The sequence below is a fragment of the Lysinibacillus sp. FJAT-14222 genome, from assembly GCF_001278875.1.
GTDB classification, from domain to species: Bacteria; Bacillota; Bacilli; order Bacillales_A; family Planococcaceae; genus Lysinibacillus; species Lysinibacillus agricola.
The window spans coordinates 273,706-299,268 of the sequence record NZ_LIYL01000010.1; the positions used below are offsets into that span (position 1 = coordinate 273,706).

The window sequence follows — 25,563 nt, forward strand, 5'->3', positions numbered from 1 at the left end:
AACTCCTTTAAAGATAGACTATTATTGTCAATTATAGGCACTAACTTCGTTATTAATCAATGCTACAATATTATCTATATGCTAGAATAAGGAAAACAAAAGGAGGGATTAGGGTGAAAAGCACCGTACCATATTTACAAAAAGGTGATACAGTTGGTCTTGTGGCTTTATCAAGTCTAGTGAAGCCTGAAATGCTAGGGGATGCAATGTCCTTTCTAGACGATTTAGGTCTTAAATATATTATTGGGGATACCATTCAGGCACAGCACGATTATCTAGCAGGCAGTGACGAGGAGCGTCTGGCTGATTTTCATGAGATGGTTAGCAATCCAGAGGTAAAGGCAATTTTTTGTGTTAAAGGTGGCTATGGCTCTGCACGGATTGCGGAAAAGATTGACTACGGACTTCTCGAGGAAAACCCAAAAATATTCTGGGGCTTTTCAGATCTTACATATTTACATTGCGCTATTAATGAATATGCTAATTTAGTAACGTTTCATGGACCGCTACTTATGTCTGTAGGAAGACTAGATGATGTATCAAAGAAAATGTTTTTACAGCTATTTTCACCGATGGAAATACAGTATACGGAGGATATTTCCCCATTAACAATGATTGCACCTGGTGTAGCTCGTGGTCAGATTATTGGAGGGAATTTACGTCGCCTTGTCAGCACATTAGGCACAAAATTTGAAGTTCGCACAGAAGGTAGAATTTTACTGATAGAGGAGCTTGCTGAGACGATTTCACATATTGATTCGATGCTGCAGCAATTAAAGCAAGCGAGAAAGCTTGAGCAATTAGCAGGTGTTATGATCGGTTCCTTTACGCAAACAGGAGCGGATGAAGCGGCACTACATACTTTAATGAAGGAATACTTTGCGGATTTAGGCGTTCCAGTTGTAGCAGGCTTTAAAATTGGCCATGATTCAACGAATATTGCTATTCCATTAGGGGTAGATGCTGTTTTAGATGCACAGGAAAAGGTACTGAAGATTTTGCCTGGTGTGCATTAAAAACAAGCATTCTATGTTATGTTAAATTGATTAAAAATAGGGGGGGAGAAGATGGATATTGAGCAAAAACTATATCAGTCGGCGGTAGAATTGATCGAAAAAAGATACCCTTCTGGTTGGGGTGGTGCTGCAGCAATGTATACTGAAGATGATCAGATTTTAACGAGCGTAGCACCAGACGTTATTAATGCATCTACTGAATTGTGCATGGAAACTGGTGCAATACTTGAAGCGCATAAACTTAATACGAAGGTTACTCATAGTATTTGTGTTGCCAGAGAAAACGAAAATTCTGTATTGACTGTGTTAACTCCTTGTGGTGTATGTCAAGAAAGGCTTTTTTATTGGGGTGAAAATGTAAAAGCGGCTATCACTAATCCGAATGGTGAATTGATATTTAAAACGCTGAAAGAAATACAACCATATCATTGGTATAAAGCATACGAAAAATAATTAAAATGGTTTTTATCTATTGTAATGAGGAATAACTTTTGCTACTTAAAAAAGACATTACATATTTGGTGTAAAAATATGTAATGTCTTTTTGATTTAATAAGGCTCTGCATCATGCCCCTTATCTACTGCATCTTTAGGCGCTTCATCACCATCAATATTACCGAGCGGCTTTGATGAAGATGAATCCTTTTGAGCTTTTTGTAATCCTTCTTTTAACAAGCGACCATATTCCTCATCTGCTTCCTCCGCTAATGCAATCATCGCCTCTTGAATAGCAGTATTACAGACTGATAAATCGCGAATTAAATTTTCGAGAAGCTCATCTCGCTCCCACTGCTCAAAATTGCGATATGTTTCTCCAGCTTGCTTCGTATTACTTTGACGATCAATGGTTTCCCGAACGAGATTGCCTTCCACGAGTGGTGTATATTCTTTACCCGGTTGAGTAGCTTCTTTTAAACCATTTAACATCGAAGGCTCATAGTTTATATGAGGATTCTGCCCTGGAGCTAAATCACGCTTATACAGCATTTGACCACCGTTTTGATTGGTTGCTACCCGTTTTTTAGGAGCATTGATAGGGAGCTGTAAATAGTTTGCACCTACACGATGACGCTGTGTATCAGAGTAAGAGAAGGTACGACCCTGTAGCATTTTATCGTCCGAGAAATCCAATCCATCCACAAGTACACCTGTACCGAAAGTGGCCTGTTCGACCTCAGCAAAATAATCTTCTGGGTTTTTATTTAACACCATCTTACCTACTGGATACCATGGGAACTGATCATTAGGCCAAAGCTTCGTATCATCCAATGGATCAAAATCAAGCTCTGGATGTGGACCATCCTCCATAATTTGAACGTTAAGCTCCCATTCAGGATAATCCCCATTTTCAATCGCATCATATAAATCCTGTGTAGCATGATTGAAGTTTTTCTTTTGGATTTCTTCCGCTTCTTTTTGTGTTAAGTTTTTAATGCCCTGTAAAGGTTCCCAATGATATTTTACAAGGACGGCTTTACCTTCGCCATTGACCCATTTATACGTATTGACGCCAGAGCCTTGCATCATTCGATAACTAGCGGGAATACCCCAAGGTGAATAAATGAATGTCACCATATGGAAGGATTCTGGAGAGCTTGCACAGAAATCAAAAAAGCGTTCAACATCCTGAATATTTGTAATCGGATCAGGCTTAAAGGCGTGAATCATATCAGGGAACTTCATAGCATCGCGGATAAAGAAGATTTTTAAATTATTGCCGACTAAATCCCAGTTACCATCCTCAGTATAAAATTTTACAGCAAAGCCTCGTGGATCACGTAAAGTTTCTGGCGAATGTCCACCATGAATAACAGTTGAGAATCGCACAAAAACAGGCGTCTGTTTCCCCTTTTCCTGAAATACTTTTGCTCTCGTATACTTAGAAATAGGCTCATCCCCGACTACACCATATGTCTCAAAATAGCCATGTGCCCCTGCACCTCGAGCATGAACAACGCGCTCAGGAGCTCTTTCGCGGTCAAAGTGACTTATTTTCTCTATAAAATCATAGTTTTCAAGGGTTGCAGGTCCTCGATTACTGACAGTTCGTATATTTTGATTGTTAGTAATAGGATGCCCCTGTCGATTTGTCAATGTCATGTCATGCTCGTCTGTTGAATCATGTTGTTTTGTCATTGTATAACCCCTTTCTTTGATATAGCCATTGTGTCCATATTAGGGGAGAACTAGACATGAAAAAACCTTCTGCATACGAGGTGAGTTAGAGTCAACGAAAGTGAATTATCAATATATGCTCAAAAATTTGAAAATGTTGATTTTGACTATTTTGATATTGGTATTAGTATTTTTAAAAATAGATATATGGTTGCATGGGTATAGAATAATGCAAGCCAGTCAGGGAGATGTATCAAGTAAGCGATACATCTCTCTTTTTATTGTTAGAAACAGATTAATCTTTAATGAAGTTTGTTTGTTCATTCATTTTAAGTGGATTATCAAAATATGTTTATAAACCTGCGAAAGGTTATTTTGAAAATTCCGAAATTAATGTTACGGTTATTAACAAGTTTGGGATAAGGGCTTCATGGTGATCATTGCTGATGGTTTTTCGTTGTGGGGATTTTCGTACTATTAACACTTTTCATTTTGATTAAAATTAATTTTAAAAGCGAGGGATGACTTTAATTTATTATAAAGAGGAGATGATTAACCATGAGTAAATTACTAGTTCTCTACGATAGTTGGTGTCCTTTGTGCATTAAAATAAAAAAAATATTCAACGTTTAGATTGGTTTCATTTAATTGAATTTCAAACAATTAGAGAAGATATTGATTTTATAGAGGTGTCTTCTGAACAACTAATAAAAAAGATGCACTGCGTTAACCTAGTTACCAAAGAAATTTTTGTAGGAATCGATGCTGTTGCAGCTATCGCTTTTCGACTTCCAATTCTTTTTGTTTTATATTTTCCTATACGGATTTCAAGTTTTATAGGAATTGGAGATTATAGGATTACTGTTACATTATGCTCTTTAGTTGCTCAATATTTTTATGATCACTTTTATGAGGTGTAAATTATGTCGACAATATTTGTATTTTCAATTGCTATGATGGGATTAGGTTTAGCAACTTATACAGCTTCACAATTTGATGTTTTAAAGAAAAAGCTAGTGCAATTAGAAAAAGAAATAAAAGAGTTAAATGATATAATAAAAAAGAGTGAAAATTAACACTCTTTTTTATTTGCCTTTTAGCAAGATGAATCTCTTCTCTTTTTCTAACTCTTTTCTTGATAAGGACCATAATCCTTATCTCTCTCTGGGTTATAAATTGCAATATAAAAGTACATATCATCTATGCTAAAAAAAATTACTTAAAGAAGGAGATAGAAAATGTTACATAATGGATTAAAATATGTTGGATTATTAATCATGTTAATTTTCGGTGGAATCTTTTTGTTAAGGTGGTTTCTTCATGATGAATTATTAGTAGATCAACTAATTGCCTTTGTAACAGGTTTTATAATCTGTATTGCGTCTTTATTTGTAAAATCAAGATGAGGTAATTAAATGCCTTTCTAATTTAGAAGAGCCAAAAGTGAGCCGATTACTCACTTTTGGCTGCTGTGGTTTTTGCAAAAGCTTTATTGAGTAAGAAAATAGAAAATCGAATCATTAAAATATAAATAAATGATTCTAGAAAGCTTGTAAATAATATAAATGCATAGCGGCCGAAAATTTCAAATTCAAATTCATTTGTTAAATAGTTTTGTATCGACCAATCAAAGAATAAGTTTTTATAACTAACAATTATAAATATCGCTAATAGTATAATCCAATACATCAATGACATTTGAAAACGCATTCCTTTTCTTAACATAGTATAGTCCACATCCTCTTTGTCTTTTATCTGATTAGTCTGAAATTTAATTCGGTATATGTTGAGAGTTTCAGAATCCTAACCTAGATGAGGAAGTAATTTCACGAAAAGGTCAATTCTACATATTGCTAAAATACATTAAAAAGCTCTCCTACACAAGGTGTAAGAGAGCTATTGGATGGCGTTTTCAAATAATTGTCAAGTTGTTTGAGTATGGCCATTGCTTATAGTTGGTTATTAGTCATTGGTCATACAGTAACAGGTAACTTGTCATTGGTTTAGTTAAGTTAGCTTCAAAAAGCTAGTTTTGAAAACAGCACATCCAACTCGGTTTGGAGTCTCACCGCCCCGAGATTAGAAATAACGAGAATCATCGAAGTTAATTTCAACACTATAATTCTTTGCATTGATAAGATTTGATAATTTATGTGCATCTTTTTCTAGTGTAATGGCACGTTCACGATACTCATCTGGCTCATACATAGCAATTTCATAAAGCATTGTATTTTCACCATAACCCATGCGTACACTTTCTTTTTCATGCATACTAAACTGTTTGCAAAGCTCGGCATCAGCGCGGAGTTGTGTTGCGAGCTCAATAGCTTCAACCAATGCTAGCTTTTCGCCTTTAAAGTCTACTAAGTTTTTTATATTTGCTTCATATACTAAACGATCTAAAGTACGGATATCAAGACGTACTTGAGCTAACTCAGCTTCAATTACTTTCATTGCACGATTACTCGTTTTAGGAGCTTGCCCTTTTTCAACGGTTACAAAAGCGCTACGATGTAATTCGCTAACGAGCTCTTGAACTTTTTTGGCTAAAATACTTTTTAGCTTAACAGCTTCTGCAAGATTAATCATGAAAACACGTCCTTTTACAGTGTAGTAGATGGTGCTGCGTTTGTTAATAGGGCCATTTTATAATCGCCGCCATGAATTTGGTTAAACATCTTACCAGCAGATGCAAGAAGCTCTTCCGCACTTTCTTCTGACAATGCTGGGCGGAGGTAGAAAATATGTAGAGCCTCGGTCGTTTCCTCTGAAACAGACGTACGTTTAGAATCGACAAATGGTGACCCAAATGCTCCTTCGGTATCACAGCTATAAAGGATATTTTTTAATGCATTAAAACGACCATTTAAGCCCTCATAGCCAGTTTCCTCGTTGCCAAGTGCGATTTCTATATTTCCTTGTAGTTTAGCTACGTCATATAAGCCTACTGGAATTTCATATTGGAGGGAGAAAAAATTATTTAAATCAACACCAGAGTGAAGGGGTGTTAAATAATTTTGCTTACTAATTCGGCGCATTAAGCTTTCTGCTGAGTGACGATAGCGGTTCGGATCTGCACCAAGCTTTTTCCATAGTTGTCGCCATTCTGCGATACCCTCTCGTTGCGTTACAGGATTATCTTGCATTTCTAAAAAGAGGTTCTCCTGATACAATTGCATGCGACCTTTAATCATTTGAGGAGATTCTGCAACGACAATTTTGGTATAATGGATAATGCCGATTTTTAGCTCGGGATGTTGTGTCAATAGAGACTGATTAATTGAAATTTCCATAAAACATCACCTACTTTATCTATTTCTATTATTGTACCATGTAAGGAGTTGGAAATAAAATGAACATACATGACCTACAACGTGAATTTGTGGCGTATGCAATGTCCATTGGTGTAGACAAAATTGGCTTTACAACAGCAGCTCCTTTTACTGAAATGAAAAATAGACTGCGCCGCCAGCAAGAACTTGGTTATCAGTCTGGCTTTGAAGAAAGTGATATAAAAAAACGTACAGAACCCTTACAATTGTTAGAGGGAGCAGAAAGTATTGTGGCGATCGCTGTAGCCTATCCGTCGCGTATGCAAGATGCACCTGTAGGCAAAAAGGGAGCAAGACGCGGGATTTTTTGTCGTGCTTCCTGGGGTGTCGATTATCATACAGCAATACGCGGACGATTGAAGTTATTATCTGCTTGGCTTGAAGAGCGAGTAGAAGGTGTACGTATTGAATCAATGGTTGATACGGGTGCACTTGTAGATAGGGCAGTTGCAGAACGTGCAGGGATAGGCTGGAGCGGGAAAAACTGCTCGATTATTACGCCTGAGTTCGGTTCTTATGTATATTTAGGAGAGCTTATTACGAATATCCCATTTGCCCCTGATAAGCCTATGGAGGATGAATGCGGGGATTGCCGTTTATGTTTAGATGTTTGTCCAACTGGCGCGTTAATCGAGGGAGGACAGCTAGACTCTCAGCGTTGTATAGCCTTTTTAACGCAAACTAAAGGAATGCTACCTGATGAGTTTCGTACCCATATTGGTAATCGTTTGTATGGCTGTGATACATGCCAGACCGTATGTCCAAAGAATAAGGGGAAGATTAACTGGATACATGAGGAATTTAAGCCTGATCCAGAGCTTGCAAAGCCATTACTTGTACCACTTTTAACAATTTCAAATCGTGACTTTAAAGAAAAGTTTGGACATGTTTCTGGTTCATGGCGGGGGAAAAAGCCAATTCAACGCAATGCTATTTTGGCACTTGCCCATTTTAAAGAAGAAGCTGCCATACCAGATTTAGTAGCACTTCTTGAAAAGGATACACGACCTGTTATTCGAGGAACTGCAGCATGGGCTTTAGGTAAAATAGGTGGGGAACAGGCTCAATCTGCATTACTTGAAGCAAAAGTAAAAGAACAAGACGAGGAAGTACTCGTAGAAATTAATAAAGGTTTACAATTTTTTAGTTAAGGAAGTGTACCGTTATGCCATTGCATATCGTTTTATATCAACCAGAAATTCCAGCGAATACAGGAAATATTGCACGCACATGTGCAGGAACAAATACCTCGCTACATTTAATTCGTCCTCTTGGCTTTTCCACAGACGATAAAATGCTAAAACGTGCCGGCTTAGATTATTGGCATAGTGTCAATGTCGTGTATCACGATTCGCTAGAGGATTTTTTAGAGACATCCAAAAATGGCGACGTTTATTTAATTGAGACATATAGTGAAGAGCCATTTACGACACATGATTTTAGTGATAAAGATCGTGATATTTACTTTATGTTTGGAAAAGAAACGACTGGCTTGCCAAAGGATTTTGCGTATGAGCGTAAAGATATGTGCTTACGAATTCCACAGAGTGAGCATGTTCGTTCACTCAATCTATCGAATACAGCTGCCATAGTTATTTATGAGGCATTACGACAACAAGGATATCCTGGATTACATTAAAAAAGCAGTTCTCCCATAGAGGGGAACTGCTTTTGTTTTTCGTTAGACGTGAAGGGATTCGGCAAGAGAAGGAAAGCACCCGACAAGCGACGGATAGCCCGGCAAGCGCCGGAAAGAGCTCCGCAAGCACCGGATAGCCCGGCAAGCGCCGGAAAGAGCTCCGCAAGCACCGGATAGTCCGGCAAGCGCCGGAAAGAACACCACAAGCGCCGGATAAAACCCGACAAGCGACGGATATACCCCCTCAAACCGACGGATAGTACGTCACATCACTTTAAAATTTCAATAAAACAACGTTACCTGCTGGGTCCTCAGTTTGGAATCCCCCATCTATATCAGTAACTGGTGTACCGATTGCACGGAGATTTTCTTTCATTGTTGCTGCTTGCTCTTCATTATCTAGACGTAGTGAAAAAGTTTTTAAGCCAACCTGATTTTCACCAAGTTTTGGTGCGTTCTCAGAGTACCAAGTGTTTAAACCGATATGATGGTGATAGCGGCCAGTTGAGATAAATAAAGCTTGTGCACCATAGCGAGTGACAATCTCAAATCCTAATCCTTTTGTATAAAATTCCTCTGCGGCAGCTAAATTAGAAACTGATAAATGAATATGCCCCATAACCGTATCAGTAGGTAGACCATCCCATCTACCATCACCTTCCTCTAATATAGAATGAACTTTAAGAGGTTCAGTAACCATATGCACTTGATCAAAATGCCATGTCCATTCACTTTCAGGGCGATCAGCATAAACCTCGATGCCGTTTTTATCAGGATCACTTAAATAAAGTGCTTCACTTACATCATGGTCAGATGCACCGAAGTACACGCCATTGTTATGGAAATGAGTAATAATATTTGCTAAATCACGACGAGTAGGCAATAAGATTGCAAAATGATAAAGTCCAGTTGTTAAGCTCGTTTTTTCTTCTACTGTTTCGGGTTGGACGATTGTCAGTAAAGCTGTTTTGCCATCTGCTGTTAAAGTTGCTTTATGAGATTCCTGATGTAAAACTGTAAAGCCAATTACCTCTTGATAATAAGTTAATGAACGCTGTAGATCACTCACTTTAATTTCAACATTTGTGACATATGTGTTAGGTTTTTCATGAAAATGCATAGTAAATTACCTCCGAATATTAGTTATCTTTAATCATCAACTTACTTTATGTAAGTAAGTGTATTTTATAAAGTGCAGAAAGTCAAGTAATTATATTGTTCCAAAAAAATAGAGAAGTAACCAACGAGGTTCTTCTCTAAAAAATCAAGGAAATCCTTATGAATGTTGAGACGTTTTAACTGAGGGTGTCCTTCGGCAAAACGAGGGGTTGATTTCCGTTCCGACTGGGCGTTTTGCCGCTGACGCTTCGCTTTCGCGCAGATAAAACATTGTTGCTGACGCTTCGCTTTCGCACAGATAAAACATTGTTGCTGACGCTTCGCTTTCGCACAGATAAAACATTGTTGCTGACGCTTCGCTTTCGCACAGATAAAACATTGTTGCTGACGCTTCGCTTTCGCACAGATAAAACATTGTTGCTGACGCTTCGCTTTCGCACAGATAAAACATTGTTGCTGACGCTTCGCTTTCGCACAGATAAAACATTGTTGCTGACGCTTCGCTTTCGCACAGATAAAACATTGTTGCTGACGCTTCGCTTTCGCACAGATAAAACATTGTTGCTGACGCTTCGCTTTCGCACAGATAAAACATTGTTGCTGACGCTTCGCTTTCGCACAGATAAAACATTGTTGCTGACGCTTCGCTTTCGCACAGATAAAACATTGTTGCTGACGCTTCGCTTTCGCACAGATAAAACATTGTTGCTGACGCTTCGCTTTCGCACAGATAAAACATTGTTGCTGACGCTTCGCTTTCGCACAGATAAAACATTGTTGCTGACGCTTCGCTTTCGCACAGATAAAACATTGTTGCTGACGCTTCGCTTTCGCACAGATAAAACATTGTTGCTGACGCTTCGCTTTCGCACAGATAAAACATTGTTGCTGACGCTTCGCTTTCGCACAGATAAAACATTGTTGCTGACGCTTCGCTTTCGCACAGAGCAGAACAACAATATAAGCGGACACACTCCTTAATTTAATAGTTATTCAACAATAAGAAAATCACTAAGCATGAATATATGCTTAGTGATTTTCTTGAGGTATTATTTCTCTGATCTGTAGTCGCCTTCATAACCAGCAGTGAAAATAGCAGCTAAGAATGCAACAGTTACACCAATAATTAATAGTAAACTCATGGAAGAACCCTCCTCATGTTTATAAAGACATCTTTTTTTAGTATAGCCTATCTACTATAAAAATGAAACGACATAGCGGAATAAAATATGTCAGAAATGGTTCAGAAATAACTATTTCGGGAAAACTGTAAGAGAGGTGATGAAAATGGAAAAAAAGGTTCCGAATATCGAAAACGGTACAATGGCTAGAAATTTTAAGGATTTGCAGGATTTAGGTAAGCAGATGGAGCATTTGCGTGATGGTCAAGAGCTTGTAGAAGACGACCGAATTCCAGACCCTATCCAAGTAGATGATTATGAAGAGGAAGCAACAGAACAATAAGAAATGACCCCGAAAATTTTCCTTATGTTTCTTAAAACCAATTTTTTGTATAATGGAACTAGGAAAAGAAAGGGGTTGTTATTCTTGAATTTACAAGCAACAAAAACATTAGCAAACGGTGTGGAAATGCCTCGCTTTGGCTTAGGTGTTTATAAAATGACAGAGCGTGATGAGACTTTGCAGGCTATTGATAAAGCTGTTAAATATGGCTACCGAGCTATAGATACGGCTTCGCTTTATGGTAATGAGGTTGAGGTGGGGGAAGCTATTCGTCATTCTGGCGTTAAACGTCAGGATATTTTTGTTACGACGAAGGTTTGGAATAATGACCAAGGCTATGATGAAACATTACGTGCCTTTGAAGTATCATTGAAAAAGTTAAATATGGATTATTTAGATCTATATTTAACCCATTGGGCAGTACCTGAAACATTCGAAGAAACATATAGAGCAATTGAACGTTTATATGATGAAAAATTAATTCGTGCAACAGGTGTCTCGAATCACCATGAGCATCATCTGCAAAAGCTATTAGGCAAAGCAAATATTGCACCAATGGTTAATCAAGTAGAGGTGCATCCATATTTACAGCAAGACGCATTAAGAGCATTTTGTAGTGAGCATGGAATTGCTGTTACTGCATGGTCTCCACTAGGTCGTGGTGGTGTGCTTGATAATCCAACGATTATGGAAATTGGTCGCGAAATAGGGAAGACAGCTGCTCAAGTAGTGCTTCGCTGGCATTTACAAAATGATACACTTATTATTCCGAAATCTGTAACACCTAGTCGTATTGAGGAAAACGCACAGATTTTTGATTTTGAATTAACATTAGCTCAAATGGATAAAATAGCTGTGTTAAATCGCAATGAACGATTTGGGCAGGACCCAGATAATTTTAAATTTAATTTTTAAGTACTCAGTGAAATAGAAATCCCGCTCTCTACTTAGAGAAGCGGGATTTTCATGTTAAATTATTTAGATTCCTTTACAAAAGGAATATAGTTAGAAAGCATTTTTGCCATGTGCGCACGTGTAGCGTTGTTACCAGGCATAAATTTGCCGTTTGCACCGCTAACGATTTTTAAGTCCTGCATCAATGCAATTGCATTTTGTGTTTCAGCATTGTATTGTGAAATATCACTGAAATCAGCTTTTAAACCAGATTTAGCATCATGTTGTAAATTATATGCACGAGTAAACATTAATGCAAGTTCATAACGTTTTACTTTCGCATTTGGATTAAATTTACCATCTGTACCTTGAACAATTCCAGCTTCAGCAAGTGCTACAATTTCTTTTTGTGTTGCAGCATTTACATTCGCAATATCCGAGAATGTTGCTTGGCCTTTAGCTTCAAGCTTTAAGGCACGTGCGATAAATGATGCAGCTTGTGCACGAGTTAAGTTTGCGTTTGGTGAATATGTTGTTGCAGAAATACCGTTTGTTAAATCACGGTAATAAAGATCACGAACATAGCCTTCTGTTTCTGATCCTTTTGCGATATCTGTAAATGGAATGGTTGCGATAATACGTCCTTCTACTTTTGGATCAACTTTTTTCAGTGTATCTAAGTGTTCGATAAACATTTCATAGTCAATCGTACCAGGTTCACTTACACGGCCGTCCTCATAAACTTTTTTCAGTGTATCGTAGCCGTCTCCGCCTTTAGCAGTGAATGTATTTGTTGCCGCTTTATAATAGGCTGCTTTATCAAGTTCTTTACCATTTAATTTAATAGATTTCACACGTTTACCAGCTGGTGCTTTTCCGTCAAACTCTACTTGTAAACCAGAGAAGTGTAGGAAGCCACCTGATTCTTTCGGGAATTCTTTCACACTATGTTCAGCAATTTCATAGATTTCAGCACCTGTTAATTTTGCGATACCAAGTGCATTACCGAATGGCATTACTGTCATAACTTCGCCAACAGTGATATCTCCAGCGTCAATACCAGCTCGGATACCCCCACCATTTTGGAAGGCAAATTGTACTTCTGGGTCAATTTTCTTAGCACCAGCAAGCATACCATCAGCAATTAAGTTACCAAGGTTTGTTTCACCAGCACGAACGCCCCAAAGATTACGACCGCCATTTAGTGGTGAAACAGCTGTATTGCCTGTTGATTGATTTAAGATTTTTGAAATTTGTTCTTTATATGGTGCTAAAAGTGCTGTAGCTTCAGCATCAGCCTCTACAGGTTTTTCTTTATCAGTTAAAGCGTGTAATTGACCGAAGTAATCAACAACGGCACCGTTATCGTCGAATGTTAGGTCTAATTCACCTAAATTTTCGCTATATTGGCCAGTTTGAACGATAATTGTAGGGTTCTTAAATGGCGTTTCTGCTTTCACAGGCTTGTCTAATTTTGTATGTGTATGACCACCTACGATCACATCAATGCCCTCTACAGCCTTCGCTAGTAATTGGTCATTATCCCAATCTACTGAGTCATCGAAGCCTATGTGTGTTAATGCGACAATTTTGTTAACACCTTGTTTTTCAAAATCTGCTACTGCTTTTTTCGCAGAGTCGATATAGTTTGCAAACTGGACGTTAGCAACGCTTGAAATGGAAGGAGTTTCTTCTGTTGTTAAGCCAAAAATACCTACTTGTTCTCCATCGATTTCTTTAATAATGCCGTTATAAATTTTACCTTTTTCAAAGTCTTTTGTGACTGTTTTGAATTGTAAGCCATCAAATAGAGAATCCTTTGAAAAATCTAAGTTTGTTCCTAATAATGGGAAGTCTGCTCCCTTAACAAATTTCGCAAGTGCAGCATGTCCTTCTGGGCTTGAACCTAAATCGAATTCATGGTTACCAAATACCATGGCATCATAACCCATTAAGTTCATTAACTTCATATCAGTCTCTCCAGCAAATTCGTTGAAGTATAAAGTACCAGAGAAAACATCACCAGCATCTAAAAGAAGTGAGTTTGCATTTGCAGCACGAAGTTCTTTTACTTTTGTTGCACGCTTTGGAGCATCCTCAACGTGTGCATGCGTGTCATTTGAGTGTAGAATTGTTAATTTAAAACCGTCTTTCGTAGCTGTAGGTGTTGCTTCCGCTGCATGTGCAGCAAAACCAGGTGTAGCTAGTAAACTCGCAACTAGAGTTGTTGCTGCAATACTTTTAACCCATTTCATCAATGAATTCCCCCTCATAATATGTCAGATGACTGACAATTTAATCTTATTCTATCATGAAAAAAATCTACCGTCATTACCAATAATGGAAAATGTATATTAAATTTACTGTAAAAAATAGATGAAGAAATTGTAAATAATATATTTATACTTTTTTAGAATTATAAGTAAATAGATTGAAGTAAAGGCTCATCACCATAACGTGGGGTTGATTTCCGTTCCGACTTGGCGCTTTGTAGCTGCCGCTTTGCTTTCGCTACAGAAAACATTTGTTGTTGCTGTCGCTTCGCTTTCGCACAGATAAAACATTTGCCGCTGCCGCTTCGCTTTCGCGCAGAGCAGAGCTTCCTGGGGGCGTTGGGCCAACAAGTGTTTGCTGTGCGAAAGTGTAGTGTTAACGTAGCGTCAGTGGCACGAGGTTGGTCACGAAGGCGTTATCACAGGACGTGATGCTCTTAGCTTTCGTTCCTCTACTCGCTTCGCTACAGGGGTCTCATCTGTGACACTAATCCCCAAGGAGTCGCCCAGTCTCCACTTCAGTCAACTTATATAAAAAGGCATAAAAAACTGCACCCCCAATTGTTAGCTGGAAGTGCAGTGTAATAATTATTACTGATCCTTTACAACGATTTGCTTATTTAAAAATGGATGCTCGAATTCCAATTGAATAGCATGGAGCTCGTAATCATCACTTGCCGTTTCTCTTGCTCCGTACATTGTATCTCCAATAATCGGATGACCGATATGTGCTAAATGTACGCGAATTTGATGTGTTCTCCCTGTTTCAAGAATTAGATGGACGACACAAGAGCTTTTATAGCGAGCTACAACTTCATAGTGTGTAACTGCATGCTGTCCAGTTTTAGAAACGACACGTCTTGTTGCATGATGTCGGTCTTTCCCAATAGCTTCGGCAATTGTGCCAGATGAAGAACGTAAATTTCCTTGTACCTCTGCAGCGTATGTTCGAATAATGGATTTTTCCTCAATCATACGGTCAAAGATTGATTTTGCTAATGGGTGCTTTGCTACAAGTAATAAACCCTGTGTTCCTCTATCTAATCGATGGACATGCTCTGCATAAGTGCCACCTTGCTCTTGAATATGTGCCATAACATGATTCATACAAGTGTGGGTATCACGTGCATCATTTGGATGTGTCGACATGCCTTTTGGTTTAGAGACAATCAAGCAGTGGTCATCTTCATAAACGACATCTATTGCACACACCGGTGTCGGTTGATAATTGGATGGCGGAATAGGGAATGTAAATTTTATGATAGTTCCTGCCTGTAGTGGATCTTTCCATTGAATAGGCTCTCCGTCAACTGTTGTGATAGCCTTTGCCATACGCAGTTCATGGACTAGCTTTTTGCCGAGTCGCCAATGATTGCGTAATAGTTCCTCGACTGTCAAATTATTTGTATTTATTTCATAATGAAACATATATCTTCCTCCGTAGAAAAGACCGTATTCCTATTGTAGAACACGGTCTCTTAATCAATTTGCTGTTTTAGCAGCCTTCATTACATAGAAGCTTGCCCCTGCAATTAAAATAAATGCAGTTAGCGCTAAAAATGGGATTGTGATAAAGCCTAACCAGTTTATATATTGACCAGTACATGAAACAAGACCACAAGAAGGAGCAGTTTCAGCTAAAAAACTAAGCTTTTGAATTCCATAATGGTAAAGTGATACACTGCCACCCATAATGGCAAAAACAGCTGTTGTTACAGCAATACGTGCATTTTTTTGGATAAAGGCAATAGTTGTCATAATGACAATTGGATACATGAAAATACGTTGAATCCAACACATTTTACACGGCTCATATTGACGGATTTCAGAAAAGTATAAGGAACCTAGTGTTGCAACGACAGAAACTATCCAAATAAATAATAAGCCATTTTCCTCTTTTTTAGACATTTAAATTCTCTCCTTAATATAACCATGTACTTGTTCGATTATAGTTGTTCTAGTTTTATATGTAAATTAACTTACCCAAAATAAGGTATAGTTTTATCAAGAATTTCGGTCTAAAGTATGAATGGCTAAGGCAGACGTTCCAGACTTTGAAATGTTATCATTAAAATTAGTAATGCCAAAGAAGAGGTGTTTTTGTGAAGGAGAATGAGCATTCCAATATCAGTATTTTAAAAGAGATTGCAGAGTTATTAAATGAGGAAACTGAAATAGTGACGATGTTAAAGGGAGCGCTTGTAAATTTTTTAAATGGTACAAATTTTGAAACTGGCTGGATTTTTTTTATCGATGAAAAAGGGCGTTCAGAGCTTGTTGTCCATGAAAATTTACCAGAAGCATTGGAGTATAAAAATTGCCATTATTTAAAAAAGGGAGGCTGTTGGTGTGTTTCCCGCTATCGTAATGAGGAATTAAAAAAAGCTTCTAATATTATTGAATGTCAACGAATTGAAAGTGCAATAGCAGCTAATGTTGGCGATCACGAAGGCATTACACATCATGCAACAGTGCCGCTTCAATCGGGACAAGAGCGTTTTGGTGTCTTAAATGTTGCATCAAAGGATACCGTACGTTTTTCAGAGGAGGAGCTAGCATTATTAGAATCAGTAGCATTTCAGATGGGTTCTGCTATAAAGCGTATTTTACTAACAAAGCAAGAGCAAGAAATGGCACTCGTAAAAGAGCGCAACAGGTTAGCGCGAGATTTACATGATTCTGTTAATCAACTCTTGTTTTCCGTTACGTTAACGGCGAGAGCTGGTATTGAAATGACAAACGATAGTGATGTGAAGGAGACGTTTAAGGAGATTCAGCATTTAACACAGGATGCCTTAACAGAAATGCGTGCTCTCATTTGGCAGCTCCGTCCAAAAGGATTAGAAAATGGTTTACTTGAAGCGATAAAGGTGTATGCTGAAATGCTTGGCTTAAAGCTTCATGTAACGGTCTCAGGTGTACTACAATTCCCATCACGTATTGAAGAAACTTTATTTCGAGTAGCACAAGAAGCACTTAATAATGTTCGTCGTCATGCTGGTGTGCTAGAAGCGGCACTTTATATTACGGTCACTTCTACAGATATTTTACTTGTTATTCGAGATGATGGACGAGGCTTCGTCATCGATAACAACACTAAGCTACTTTCAATAGGCTTGCAATCGATAAAGGATCGTGCGAAATCAGTTGGTGGTACAGCTGACTGGGTTAGTGAAATTGGCAGAGGAACAGAGCTGTTAATTCGCTTGCCATATTAAGGGGGGAAGAGAATGATACGTGTATTAATCGCAGACGATCATCATGTAGTGCGTCGTGGATTATTATTTTTCTTAAAAACACAGAAAGATATTGAAGTTGTAGGAGAAGCGAAAAATGGACTGGAGGCAGTAGCTTTAGCGGAAAGTATACAGCCAGATATCATACTCATGGACTTAGTAATGCCTGAAATGGATGGTATACAGGCAACGAAGCGCATCAAAGCTAAGTTTCCGCAAATAGAAATTTTAATGCTTACAAGCTTTTCAGACCGTGATCATGTGGTGCCAGCTATGGAGGCTGGAGCAGCAGGCTATCAGTTGAAAGATATTGAGCCTGATGAATTGGTATTGTCCATTCGCCGTATTATGCGAGGCGAAAATACATTACACCCAGAAGCAACAACGACTCTTGAAATGGACCGTCAAGAATCTAAAAATGCGCCTCATGCATTAAATCCACTAACACCTCGTGAACAGGATGTGCTTGCAGAGCTCACAAAAGGGAAAAGTAATCGCGAAATTGCGTCCTCCTTATTCGTCACAGAAAAAACAGTGAAAACCCATATTTCTAATATTTTCACGAAGCTACAAGTACAGGATCGTACTCAGGCGGCTCTTTATGCTGTAAAGCACGGGCTGACAGAGGGTAGTGGTATGTAAAAGCTAATTAATTATTAGTACAGATTATGGCTCATGACCAAAAACAGGGGATGCTATTTGTTAAAACATATGCCATGCATATAAGTTGATTGGAGTGGAGGCTTGGCGACTCCTTGGGGGTTCAGTGTCACAGATGAGACCCTGGAGCCAGTAGGGGAACAAAGGCTAAAAACATCACGTTCTGTGATAACGCCTTCGTGACCAACATCGTGCTGTTGCTGTCGCTACGCTTTCGCACAGACAAAACATGCTGCTGTCGCTACGCTTTCGCACAGACAAAACACGCTGCTGTCGCTACGCTTTCGCACAAAAAAACATCGTGTTGGCCCAAGCGGCTCATCGGACGCCCACAGGAAAACGCCTAGTCGGAATGGAAATCAACCCCACGTTATGGTAATGAGAATGGATTATTGAAAAATATGCAAAAATATGTAAACGACGAGTTCATAGGAGCCCGTCGTTGAAACCTTTATTTATTTTTGAATAAAAAATTTGTTGGAAATATCTATTAAAGTAGAGCTTGGTGAAAGTGCTAGTTCATCTTTTAGTTTTTGCTCATAGGCGAGAAATATTTTGTATGCATGATCATGAAGTCCTGCATTTATTAACATGTGTAAATAGTGCTCAAGTTTTTGCTCATTATATGGATCAAACTCTAAAAGGCCGTTTAAAAAATTAAAGGCCTTATCAGTATCCGTTAGTACAGTTGCTTGAAAACCTTTTTCTAATAAATCTATGTATGATTTAGTCAGCTTATCTTTATAGGCAGTAGCCCATTCATAATCATCAAATATGAGCAGTCCATTTTTATAAATAGAGAGACATTGATTGATTAATGAAATTGGTGGAAATTCTAACTTTGTGAAATCATCATAATATCTTTGGAAATCATATAAATCACAAAGAATGTTCGGTTTCTCAAAGATATAGTATTTATTTGAAAAGATAATACAGTTTACATAACCTATATTATTTAAGGTTTTTCTTAAATAAGAAAGAGCGGTATGAAGGTTCGATTTTGCTCGAACATACTCTAAATCAGGCCATAGAATTTCGATTAAATAGTCGCGATGAATTGGAATATTTGGATGTAAAATAAAATATACAAATAACTCCTTTGTTTTCTCCGTTTTGAAGGCCACTAAGCTGTTGTTACTATATGCGGCAAATTGATTAAAGCATTGTACATTTAACATAGTTCTCGAAGCTTGCTGAATCATTTGTTGAATGGAATATTCATGCTCAATACGAGAAATAGTCTTTTCTAAACGAGCATGGCTAATTGGTTTAAGTAAGTAGTCAAGCCCCCCGATTTCATATGCCTGTAAAGCAAATTCCTGATATGAGGTTATAAAAATAACACTAACATGTGGACGATCAGTTTTGATAATATCAGCTAATTCAAGCCCAGTTAGTTCATTCAACTTTGCCTCTAAAAAAATGACGTCAAATTCTATTGTTGATAGCTCATTTAAAAATACTCTTACACTTGTAAAAGTTTGGATTACCTCTATTTGCTGAAATGCTTGTAGTTTATTTTGAAAATAGTGTAAAGCTAAAGGTTCATTGTCTATTAAAACTGCTCGAATCACATCAAAATCTCCTTTTTACAATTAAATTGAAAACATTAAACTCTAGTTGATTGTGTTTGAAAAGGCTTCCCGCATATAGGGAGGGCACTAAAAAGTGAATTTCACATAAAATTAAAAATTTGACACTAAGATTTAGCGCTCTGTATTCCGTTTTCCATGAGCGAGCATCGAGCCTCCTACGCTATCGTCTCGTACAGGATTATGTTTAGCTTGTTCCCGCAGGAGTCTCGTAACGCCGCGTTAAAACTTTTACATTAGAAATTTGGACTTCCACAAATAGTTACTATAAAGTAGTTTTTCAGAGCCTTTATATAGAGGATAGAAGTTTTATATTTTGTGTTAAGAGAATTGAAATAATTGTATAAGCGTTTATGATCAAACTATTCTTTTAAAAAACGGAAAACAACTTTGTTATAGTAGAAAAACCGTTTAATAGCGCCGATTATAGGTATTGAAGTTGTTTTTTTCTTATATTGTAAAAATAGTAGAATGAATGTAATGATTTATTAGGCGTTATTATAGTACATTCGACTTAAATAAAACTCAAAAAGTACTTAAAAAATACTTAAAATAAATGGCGAAATAGTAATTAAAACACAATTAACATAGAAAAAATAGGACTTATAGTAAAGGAGTACAAATATGAAATTAGAGCGACTTTTAACGATGACAATGATTTTAATAAATCGTAAAAAGGTGAAGGCCCAGGAGCTAGCCGATTTATTTAATGTGTCAGTCCGTACTATTTACCGGGATATTGAAACGTTGAGCTGTGCTGGGGTTCCTGTCATTAGCCAACAGGGTGTTAATGGTGGAATTAGTTTAATTGATGGCTATCGTGTCGATAAGCAAGTATTAACGCAGGAGGAACTTACTTCACTTTCTATTGCCATCAAAAGTGCACTGACAACATATGAAGATTCACATGCAGAAGCAGTGCTTGAAAAGTTAACAGGCGTAGCGGATGAGAAAGTAAAACAATCTATTGATCAACTATTTATTGACCTTAGCCCTTGGGGACCAAATGCTATTTTTAAGGAACAAATTACATTAATAAAAAAAGCAATTGAACACGCGTATTGTATAAGTTTCACCTATTCCACTACGCATGGTCGCATAACAAATCGACTATTGGAGCCGCACACGTTAGTACAAAAAGGGAAGGTTTGGTATGTTTACGGCTATTGCACATTGAGAGAAGATTTTCGCTTATTTAAAATTTCAAGGATGAAGAATTTAAAAGAAGAGATGACAACCTTCCAGCGCAAAGAAGTCAACTTATCTGAACTCCCATGGGATAAAGAGTGGCATCGCCCTCAAAATATAGTAAACCTGACGTTGTCTTTCGATTCTGCAGTAACGACACTTGTTGAAGAATCATTTGGCGCCGAGCATGTAGATCATGAGAGTTCAACTATTAAAATTCCTTTGCCGGAGGATGAATGGCTATATGGCTTTCTTCTTAGCTTTGGTCACCGCGTAAAAGTTTTAGAACCACCTCATATAAGTGAGATTGTGCTAAAACGAGCACAGGAAATTGTGGAGTTGTATAAAAAAGATTAACTTCTACCTAATTGATGACATACAGATGTCAGGTTTCCTTTGTTATAGTCATTACAAATAGAACGAAGGGTGGAATGAATGATGCAAAGTTATTGTCAAAGCTGTGGAATGCCGTTAGTGGATGAGTCATTATTTGGTACAGAAAAAGAAGGACACAAAAGTCAGGATTATTGCACATATTGTTATGAATTAGGAGAGTTCAAGCAGCCAAGTCTAACGGTCGAAGAAATGGTCGAAATGTGTGTGCCGCATTTAAAGGAAGACGGAATGGCGGAAGAAGAAGCACGCCAAATGTTAGCTTCTTTTTTACCAAGCTTAAAGAGATGGAGAAAGCATGAAATGAAAGAACCCGTTGTGATGAAGAAAGAATTATTTCAAATCGTAGGAATCTCGGCACGAACAAGTAATGCCAATGAAATAACTCCTCAAGCAAAAATACCGCAATTATGGACAAACTTTTATCAGCAAGATGTAGTGGGACAAATACTTAATCCAGTCAATCAAGTAACATACGGTCTGTATTCTGACTATGAAACGGATGTTAATGGAGAGTATTCAATTACACTTGGCGTGGAAGTTTCAACTGCGGATGAAGTTCCGGAAGGTATGGTCTTAAAAACAGTGCCAGCTGCTAAATATTTAGTTTTTACTTCTGACAAAGGTCCATTTGAAGAAGTTGTCGTGAAGGCTTGGCAGGACGTTTGGGCTTGGTTCTCAAACTCAGGGGTAGAACGAACATACACTGGTGACTTTGAAATGTACGATGAACGATGTGCCAACCCACAAGAAGCACAAGTCGATATTTATATTGCGATTAAATAAAAAGTCATTTTTAGGCCTCCTATCGATAATTGATAGGAGGCCTGCTTGTTTACGCGTTTAACTACTTTTGGCAAGTGTTTTTGTATGTGCAAGCACAAAGCCGATTCCGGACGCAATTATGCCGAGGCATAATTGATAAAACAAGCCTCTAACCAATCAATTGGTAGGAGACTTGTCATCATTTGCTGGAGGAACTTCTATTTCTGGCTCAATATGCACGAGCACCTGACAAAAGCGATTTTCACGAGTAACGGTTTTCTCAATCTCCTCTGTAATACGGTGACTTTCAAAGACGTTTAAGTAAGGATCGACGGTTACTGTTACGTCAATAAAGTGCATATTGCCATGTGCACGACCCTTAAAGTCTATGAGTTCGATCACTCCGTCAACATTGCGAATTAATACGGATAATGTCTCAACCTCTTCGATATCAAAGGCATCTGTCAGACTTTGAACCGCTTCCCAAAAAATTTCTACAGCTGTTTTAATAATAAGAAGTGCGACGAGAAGTGCTGTTAATGTATCGATAATAGGGAAGCCGAAAATTGCTCCAAAAATCCCGATCGCTGTCCCTATACTTACAAGGGCATCTGAACGATTATCATAGGCGGCAGCCTTAACAGCAGCGCTTTTTACTTTTTTTGATAGTGCCAAATTATAGCGATAAACGATATACATCACTACTGCACTGCCGATTGCCACGTAGGCTGTTACTAGTGATGGCGCTGTGCCAGTTGGCTCCCAAAGGCTTTTTATCGAATTAATAAGTACCTGTAAGCCAACAATTAGCATAATGAACGATGCAACAAGTGACGCAACTGTTTCTGCACGTAAATGCCCGTATTGGTGATTAGAGTCAGGTGGTATTTGGGCAATCCGCAATCCAATTAATACTGCAATGGATGCGATAATATCAGTGGTATTGTTAAGTCCATCTGCTTTTAGTGCTTCCGATGTTCCGATATAGCCAATCGTCAGTTTTATTGAACTCAGTATTAAATATGTACCAATGGATAACCAGGCACCTTTTTCCCCTTGACGTAAATTTGTATAGAGCTCCATTTTGTTTCCTCCTCGCAAAACTTTCGGGCATTATAAAACGACTCCCTTAATCGTGTAAGGGAGTCGTTTTTGCGTATTTATTAACTTTATTTCAGTAGAAGCTCCCACCATTATAGGTTGTGAGCAAAATATTATTTTTATCGCCTGAATTTTATAAGCACGATTTTAATCGTACCATGGTAAATACCGATAAGGCAATTTAATTTTAGTCTTCATCGTTTTCATTTGATAAATCACTTTCAGGTACTTTCAGAATTTCTAAGTATAAAATATGGTGACCATCTAATTCTTTTGCGATAAATTCATAACCTTGTTCTTCAATACTGTCTCCTTCGACCGCATCAAATTGCTTCGTCATGAACCAACCACCGATTGTATCAATATCATCATCTTCTATGTCAGTACCTAGCATATCATTAACGCTTTCAACTAGCATCTTCGCATCTAAAATAAAGTGATCTTCGGCAATTTCCTGAACCTCTGGAATTTCATCTTCATCGAATTCATCTTGAATGTCGCCGACAATTTCCTCAATAATATCTTCAATCGTAACTAGACCAGATGTTCCGCCATATTCATCCATTAAAATAGCCATATGAATGCGTTCACGCTGTATTTTTAGTAACAATTCGTTAATTTGCGTTGTTTCCATTACGCGAATAATTGGCTGCATATAATCAATCACTAGTTTATCGCCATTTGCTGGGTCTTTAATGTAAGCGGTTAATAAGTGCTTCATATTGACTAAGCCGATAATATGGTCCTTGTCACCATCGATAATTGGGTAACGGGTATATTGCTCAACACCCATTAAATCAAAAACTTCTTTAATCGTAAGCTCTTTTTCAATTCCCACGATTTCAGTACGTGGTACCATGATTTCTTTTGCAAGACGATCAGAGAACTCAAAAATACTGTTAACATATTCATATTCTGAAGTATTAATTTCTCCACCCTTTAAACTATCTGACAAAATCATTCGTAACTCTTCTTCTGTATGGGCTACTTCTGATTCTGACATCATTTTCAAGCCGAAAAGACCAGTTAAGCCACGTGCAGATCCATTCAACAGCTTAATGATTGGATAAGTAACATTGTGGAATAAAATTAATGGGCCAGAAAGATTTAATGTGACAAATTCTGCTTTTTGGATGGCTAATGTTTTTGGCGCCAATTCTCCCATAACTACATGCATAAACGTTACAATTGAGAATGCAAGTATGAATGAAAGGACAGTAGTAAAACTTTCACTCAAATTTAGAAATTCAAACACTGGATTCAAGATAATCTTAAATGTAGGCTCACCAAGCCAACCTAGGCCTAAAGCAGTGATAGTAATACCTAACTGACATGCAGATAAGTATTCATCTAAATCTGAAATAACACGTTTTGCATTTTTTGCTTTTTTATTCCCTTCTGCAAGCAATTGATCAATGCGTGTAGATCTTACTTTAACGATTGCAAACTCAGTTGCAACGAAAAATCCTGTCATTATTATTAGTAGGGCGAATGCCGCCAACCTTATGGTTATTCCCAATATGTCTCCGTCCAAATAATTCCTTTGTCCCCGCCCAAATGAGGGAAGTAAACAAAGTGTACACCTCCTATGATTTAAAAAATTGTTGGATGTTTTAATCATAAAATATTTACATGCAAAACACAAATATTGACAACAATCTTTTTTACTTGATTTTCAATCCGTAAATTGGAAAAATTATATATTTCCAAACACCTAAAGGATTGAAAATAAAAATTCGTTATGCTAACTTTAATAGAGCAAAGAAGATAGTTTGTTTAGAGAAAGAAGCATTTGCATCTCATATAAAACGACACGTCAAAAATCTCAAGAGATCTTTACTCGCGGATTTTTTTAAATGAATTATTTTTTCATAGCAACAAAAAGGAGCCATCTCATTCGTATGAGATGGCTCCTCTTTGTTTGAATTATTTATTGTTGTTGAAAACGTAATTTCAAGCACGCTTTTTCCACATCGTGTAGCGTTTCTTTTAACGGAATTTCACCTGAATAAAGTGAAATTGTAACAGGTGCTTTTTCTGTTAAACCTTGCTGTGTAAAAATATAATTTTTGCCGTTATACGTTAAATACATATTTTTTACAGGTCTTTTTCCGAAAGTAGTAGTAGATGAATTAAAAAAGCCTTTTAATTGACTACAGTATTCATTATAGAAATCACTTTTAAAGCCCGAAAGAGCCTCGAATTTTTTACTATCAATAGCTTCAGCTTCATTCGCTAACTCGAAAATTTTAGCGGAAAACTCGGAAAAAACTTCTTTTACTTTTGCACGAATTAATGCTTTTGAATTATAACTGTTTAAGTCATCTGAAAGAGTGACTTTACTCATTGAAATAGCCTCCTGCATAAAAAAACATTTAATACTTGATAACATAAATGTATAAGAAAAATAAGGGAATTTCAATATACTTAAACAATTTTAAGATAATAGCAGTGCTAAAAATAGTAAAAAATAGGTATGTTTATACAGTATGAGTGCGGAAAAATATTACTTTTTTCAGTCGTAAACATGGTACAACATAAGTTCATGAATCATTTTTTTAACATCCTCTTCGTTTGGAGGGACAGGTCCACTCCATTGTATAACGCCATCTTTTAAGTACTCTGCTGTGTATCGTTCACGTTGATAGAAGAAAGAAATAGTCCAGCCTGGGAGCTGAGAATTTTCAAATAACGGCTTAAAGCTGAAATGCTGAATCATAACCAAACCCCATTTCTTATATATGTAGTTAATATTATTCAAGGATAGTGGTAATTT

General features: G+C 37.5%; 26 protein-coding genes. 11 read left to right on the forward strand and 15 right to left on the reverse strand.

Annotated features, from left to right (window positions below):
* Window positions 1–113 precede the first annotated feature (113 nt).
* Window positions 114–1,016 (forward strand): LD-carboxypeptidase, encoded by a 903-nt coding sequence (locus tag AN161_RS05210; RefSeq protein WP_053593300.1) that lies wholly within the window; start codon window positions 114–116, stop codon window positions 1,014–1,016.
* Window positions 1,017–1,067: 51 nt separating this feature from the next.
* Window positions 1,068–1,469 (forward strand): cytidine deaminase, encoded by a 402-nt coding sequence (locus AN161_RS05215; protein ID WP_053593301.1) that lies wholly within the window; start codon window positions 1,068–1,070, stop codon window positions 1,467–1,469.
* 96 nt (window positions 1,470–1,565) lie between these two features.
* On the opposite strand, the gene AN161_RS05220 is transcribed toward AN161_RS05215, so the two are convergent.
* Window positions 1,566–3,152, reverse strand: a complete 1,587-nt coding sequence (locus tag AN161_RS05220; RefSeq protein WP_053593302.1) for a catalase — start codon at window positions 3,150–3,152, stop codon at window positions 1,566–1,568.
* A gap of 902 nt (window positions 3,153–4,054) precedes the next feature.
* Between AN161_RS05220 and AN161_RS29455 the strand changes: the two genes are divergently transcribed.
* Complete coding sequence (locus tag AN161_RS29455) at window positions 4,055–4,207, forward strand: hypothetical protein (protein WP_158002976.1); 153 nt, start codon at window positions 4,055–4,057, stop codon at window positions 4,205–4,207.
* Window positions 4,208–4,583: 376 nt separating this feature from the next.
* Here AN161_RS29455 and AN161_RS05225 read toward each other — a convergent pair whose 3' ends face one another.
* From AN161_RS05225 to AN161_RS05235, 3 genes are all read right to left on the reverse strand, one after another.
* A complete protein-coding gene (locus AN161_RS05225; RefSeq protein ID WP_053593303.1) occupies window positions 4,584–4,856 on the reverse strand; it encodes a hypothetical protein in 273 nt (90 codons plus the stop codon).
* 354 nt (window positions 4,857–5,210) lie between these two features.
* On the reverse strand, window positions 5,211–5,720 hold the full coding sequence (locus tag AN161_RS05230) for a hypothetical protein (RefSeq protein WP_053593304.1): 510 nt from the start codon (window positions 5,718–5,720) through the stop codon (window positions 5,211–5,213).
* A 14-nt stretch (window positions 5,721–5,734) separates the two neighbouring features.
* Window positions 5,735–6,424, reverse strand: a complete 690-nt coding sequence (locus tag AN161_RS05235; RefSeq protein ID WP_053593305.1) for a phenylalanine--tRNA ligase beta subunit-related protein — start codon at window positions 6,422–6,424, stop codon at window positions 5,735–5,737.
* A gap of 59 nt (window positions 6,425–6,483) precedes the next feature.
* Between AN161_RS05235 and queG the strand changes: the two genes are divergently transcribed.
* Together queG and trmL are read left to right on the forward strand one after the other, a co-directional pair.
* Window positions 6,484–7,614, forward strand: coding sequence for a tRNA epoxyqueuosine(34) reductase QueG (gene queG / locus AN161_RS05240; protein ID WP_053593306.1), 1,131 nt, complete (start codon window positions 6,484–6,486; stop codon window positions 7,612–7,614).
* Window positions 7,615–7,628: 14 nt separating this feature from the next.
* Window positions 7,629–8,102 carry a tRNA (uridine(34)/cytosine(34)/5-carboxymethylaminomethyluridine(34)-2'-O)-methyltransferase TrmL gene (gene trmL, locus AN161_RS05245; RefSeq protein WP_053593307.1) on the forward strand — a complete coding sequence of 158 codons (474 nt, stop codon included), beginning with the start codon at window positions 7,629–7,631 and terminating at the stop codon, window positions 8,100–8,102.
* A 274-nt stretch (window positions 8,103–8,376) separates the two neighbouring features.
* Here trmL and AN161_RS05250 read toward each other — a convergent pair whose 3' ends face one another.
* Window positions 8,377–9,222 (reverse strand): VOC family protein, encoded by an 846-nt coding sequence (locus tag AN161_RS05250; protein WP_053593308.1) that lies wholly within the window; start codon window positions 9,220–9,222, stop codon window positions 8,377–8,379.
* 156 nt (window positions 9,223–9,378) lie between these two features.
* Window positions 9,379–10,140: a hypothetical protein gene (locus AN161_RS05255; protein WP_143114613.1), complete on the reverse strand. Its 762-nt coding sequence runs from the start codon at window positions 10,138–10,140 to the stop codon at window positions 9,379–9,381.
* Window positions 10,141–10,508: 368 nt separating this feature from the next.
* Between AN161_RS05255 and AN161_RS30095 the strand changes: the two genes are divergently transcribed.
* Window positions 10,509–10,685, forward strand: a complete 177-nt coding sequence (locus AN161_RS30095) for a hypothetical protein (protein ID WP_198926840.1) — start codon at window positions 10,509–10,511, stop codon at window positions 10,683–10,685.
* A gap of 84 nt (window positions 10,686–10,769) precedes the next feature.
* Window positions 10,770–11,600 carry an aldo/keto reductase gene (locus tag AN161_RS05265; protein ID WP_053593311.1) on the forward strand — a complete coding sequence of 277 codons (831 nt, stop codon included), beginning with the start codon at window positions 10,770–10,772 and terminating at the stop codon, window positions 11,598–11,600.
* 59 nt (window positions 11,601–11,659) lie between these two features.
* On the opposite strand, the gene AN161_RS05270 is transcribed toward AN161_RS05265, so the two are convergent.
* From AN161_RS05270 to AN161_RS05280, 4 genes are all read right to left on the reverse strand, one after another.
* On the reverse strand, window positions 11,660–13,834 hold the full coding sequence (locus tag AN161_RS05270) for a 5'-nucleotidase C-terminal domain-containing protein (protein WP_241774505.1): 2,175 nt from the start codon (window positions 13,832–13,834) through the stop codon (window positions 11,660–11,662).
* Between the two features lie 192 nt (window positions 13,835–14,026).
* Window positions 14,027–14,203, reverse strand: coding sequence for a hypothetical protein (locus AN161_RS29460; protein WP_158002977.1), 177 nt, complete (start codon window positions 14,201–14,203; stop codon window positions 14,027–14,029).
* A 240-nt stretch (window positions 14,204–14,443) separates the two neighbouring features.
* Entirely contained in the window at window positions 14,444–15,280 is an 837-nt protein-coding gene (locus tag AN161_RS05275; protein WP_053593313.1) for an RluA family pseudouridine synthase, read from the reverse strand.
* A 54-nt stretch (window positions 15,281–15,334) separates the two neighbouring features.
* The gene (locus AN161_RS05280) at window positions 15,335–15,760 is read right to left on the reverse strand and encodes a disulfide oxidoreductase (protein ID WP_053593314.1); all 426 of its coding nucleotides are present in this window, start codon (window positions 15,758–15,760) and stop codon (window positions 15,335–15,337) included.
* A gap of 194 nt (window positions 15,761–15,954) precedes the next feature.
* On the opposite strand from AN161_RS05280, the gene AN161_RS05285 reads away from it, so the two are divergent.
* Window positions 15,955–17,070 carry a GAF domain-containing sensor histidine kinase gene (locus AN161_RS05285; protein ID WP_053593315.1) on the forward strand — a complete coding sequence of 372 codons (1,116 nt, stop codon included), beginning with the start codon at window positions 15,955–15,957 and terminating at the stop codon, window positions 17,068–17,070.
* Window positions 17,071–17,082: 12 nt separating this feature from the next.
* On the forward strand, window positions 17,083–17,730 hold the full coding sequence (locus AN161_RS05290; RefSeq protein ID WP_053593316.1) for a response regulator transcription factor: 648 nt from the start codon (window positions 17,083–17,085) through the stop codon (window positions 17,728–17,730).
* 473 nt (window positions 17,731–18,203) lie between these two features.
* On the opposite strand, the gene AN161_RS05295 is transcribed toward AN161_RS05290, so the two are convergent.
* Window positions 18,204–19,322: a response regulator gene (locus AN161_RS05295; RefSeq protein ID WP_053593317.1), complete on the reverse strand. Its 1,119-nt coding sequence runs from the start codon at window positions 19,320–19,322 to the stop codon at window positions 18,204–18,206.
* 642 nt (window positions 19,323–19,964) lie between these two features.
* Here AN161_RS05295 and AN161_RS05300 point away from each other — a divergent pair.
* A complete protein-coding gene (locus AN161_RS05300; protein ID WP_053593318.1) occupies window positions 19,965–20,885 on the forward strand; it encodes a YafY family protein in 921 nt (306 codons plus the stop codon).
* Window positions 20,886–20,963: 78 nt separating this feature from the next.
* Entirely contained in the window at window positions 20,964–21,707 is a 744-nt protein-coding gene (locus tag AN161_RS05305; RefSeq protein ID WP_075807179.1) for an effector binding domain-containing protein, read from the forward strand.
* Window positions 21,708–21,863: 156 nt separating this feature from the next.
* Here the strand turns inward: AN161_RS05305 and AN161_RS05310 are convergent, their stop codons facing one another.
* From AN161_RS05310 to AN161_RS05325, 4 genes are all read right to left on the reverse strand, one after another.
* On the reverse strand, window positions 21,864–22,769 hold the full coding sequence (locus AN161_RS05310; RefSeq protein ID WP_053593320.1) for a cation diffusion facilitator family transporter: 906 nt from the start codon (window positions 22,767–22,769) through the stop codon (window positions 21,864–21,866).
* A gap of 205 nt (window positions 22,770–22,974) precedes the next feature.
* On the reverse strand, window positions 22,975–24,306 hold the full coding sequence (locus tag AN161_RS05315; protein ID WP_277815924.1) for a hemolysin family protein: 1,332 nt from the start codon (window positions 24,304–24,306) through the stop codon (window positions 22,975–22,977).
* Between the two features lie 411 nt (window positions 24,307–24,717).
* Window positions 24,718–25,134 carry a hypothetical protein gene (locus tag AN161_RS05320; RefSeq protein WP_053593322.1) on the reverse strand — a complete coding sequence of 139 codons (417 nt, stop codon included), beginning with the start codon at window positions 25,132–25,134 and terminating at the stop codon, window positions 24,718–24,720.
* A 168-nt stretch (window positions 25,135–25,302) separates the two neighbouring features.
* Complete coding sequence (locus tag AN161_RS05325; protein ID WP_053593323.1) at window positions 25,303–25,506, reverse strand: YheE family protein; 204 nt, start codon at window positions 25,504–25,506, stop codon at window positions 25,303–25,305.
* Between the last annotated feature and the right edge of the window lie 57 nt (window positions 25,507–25,563).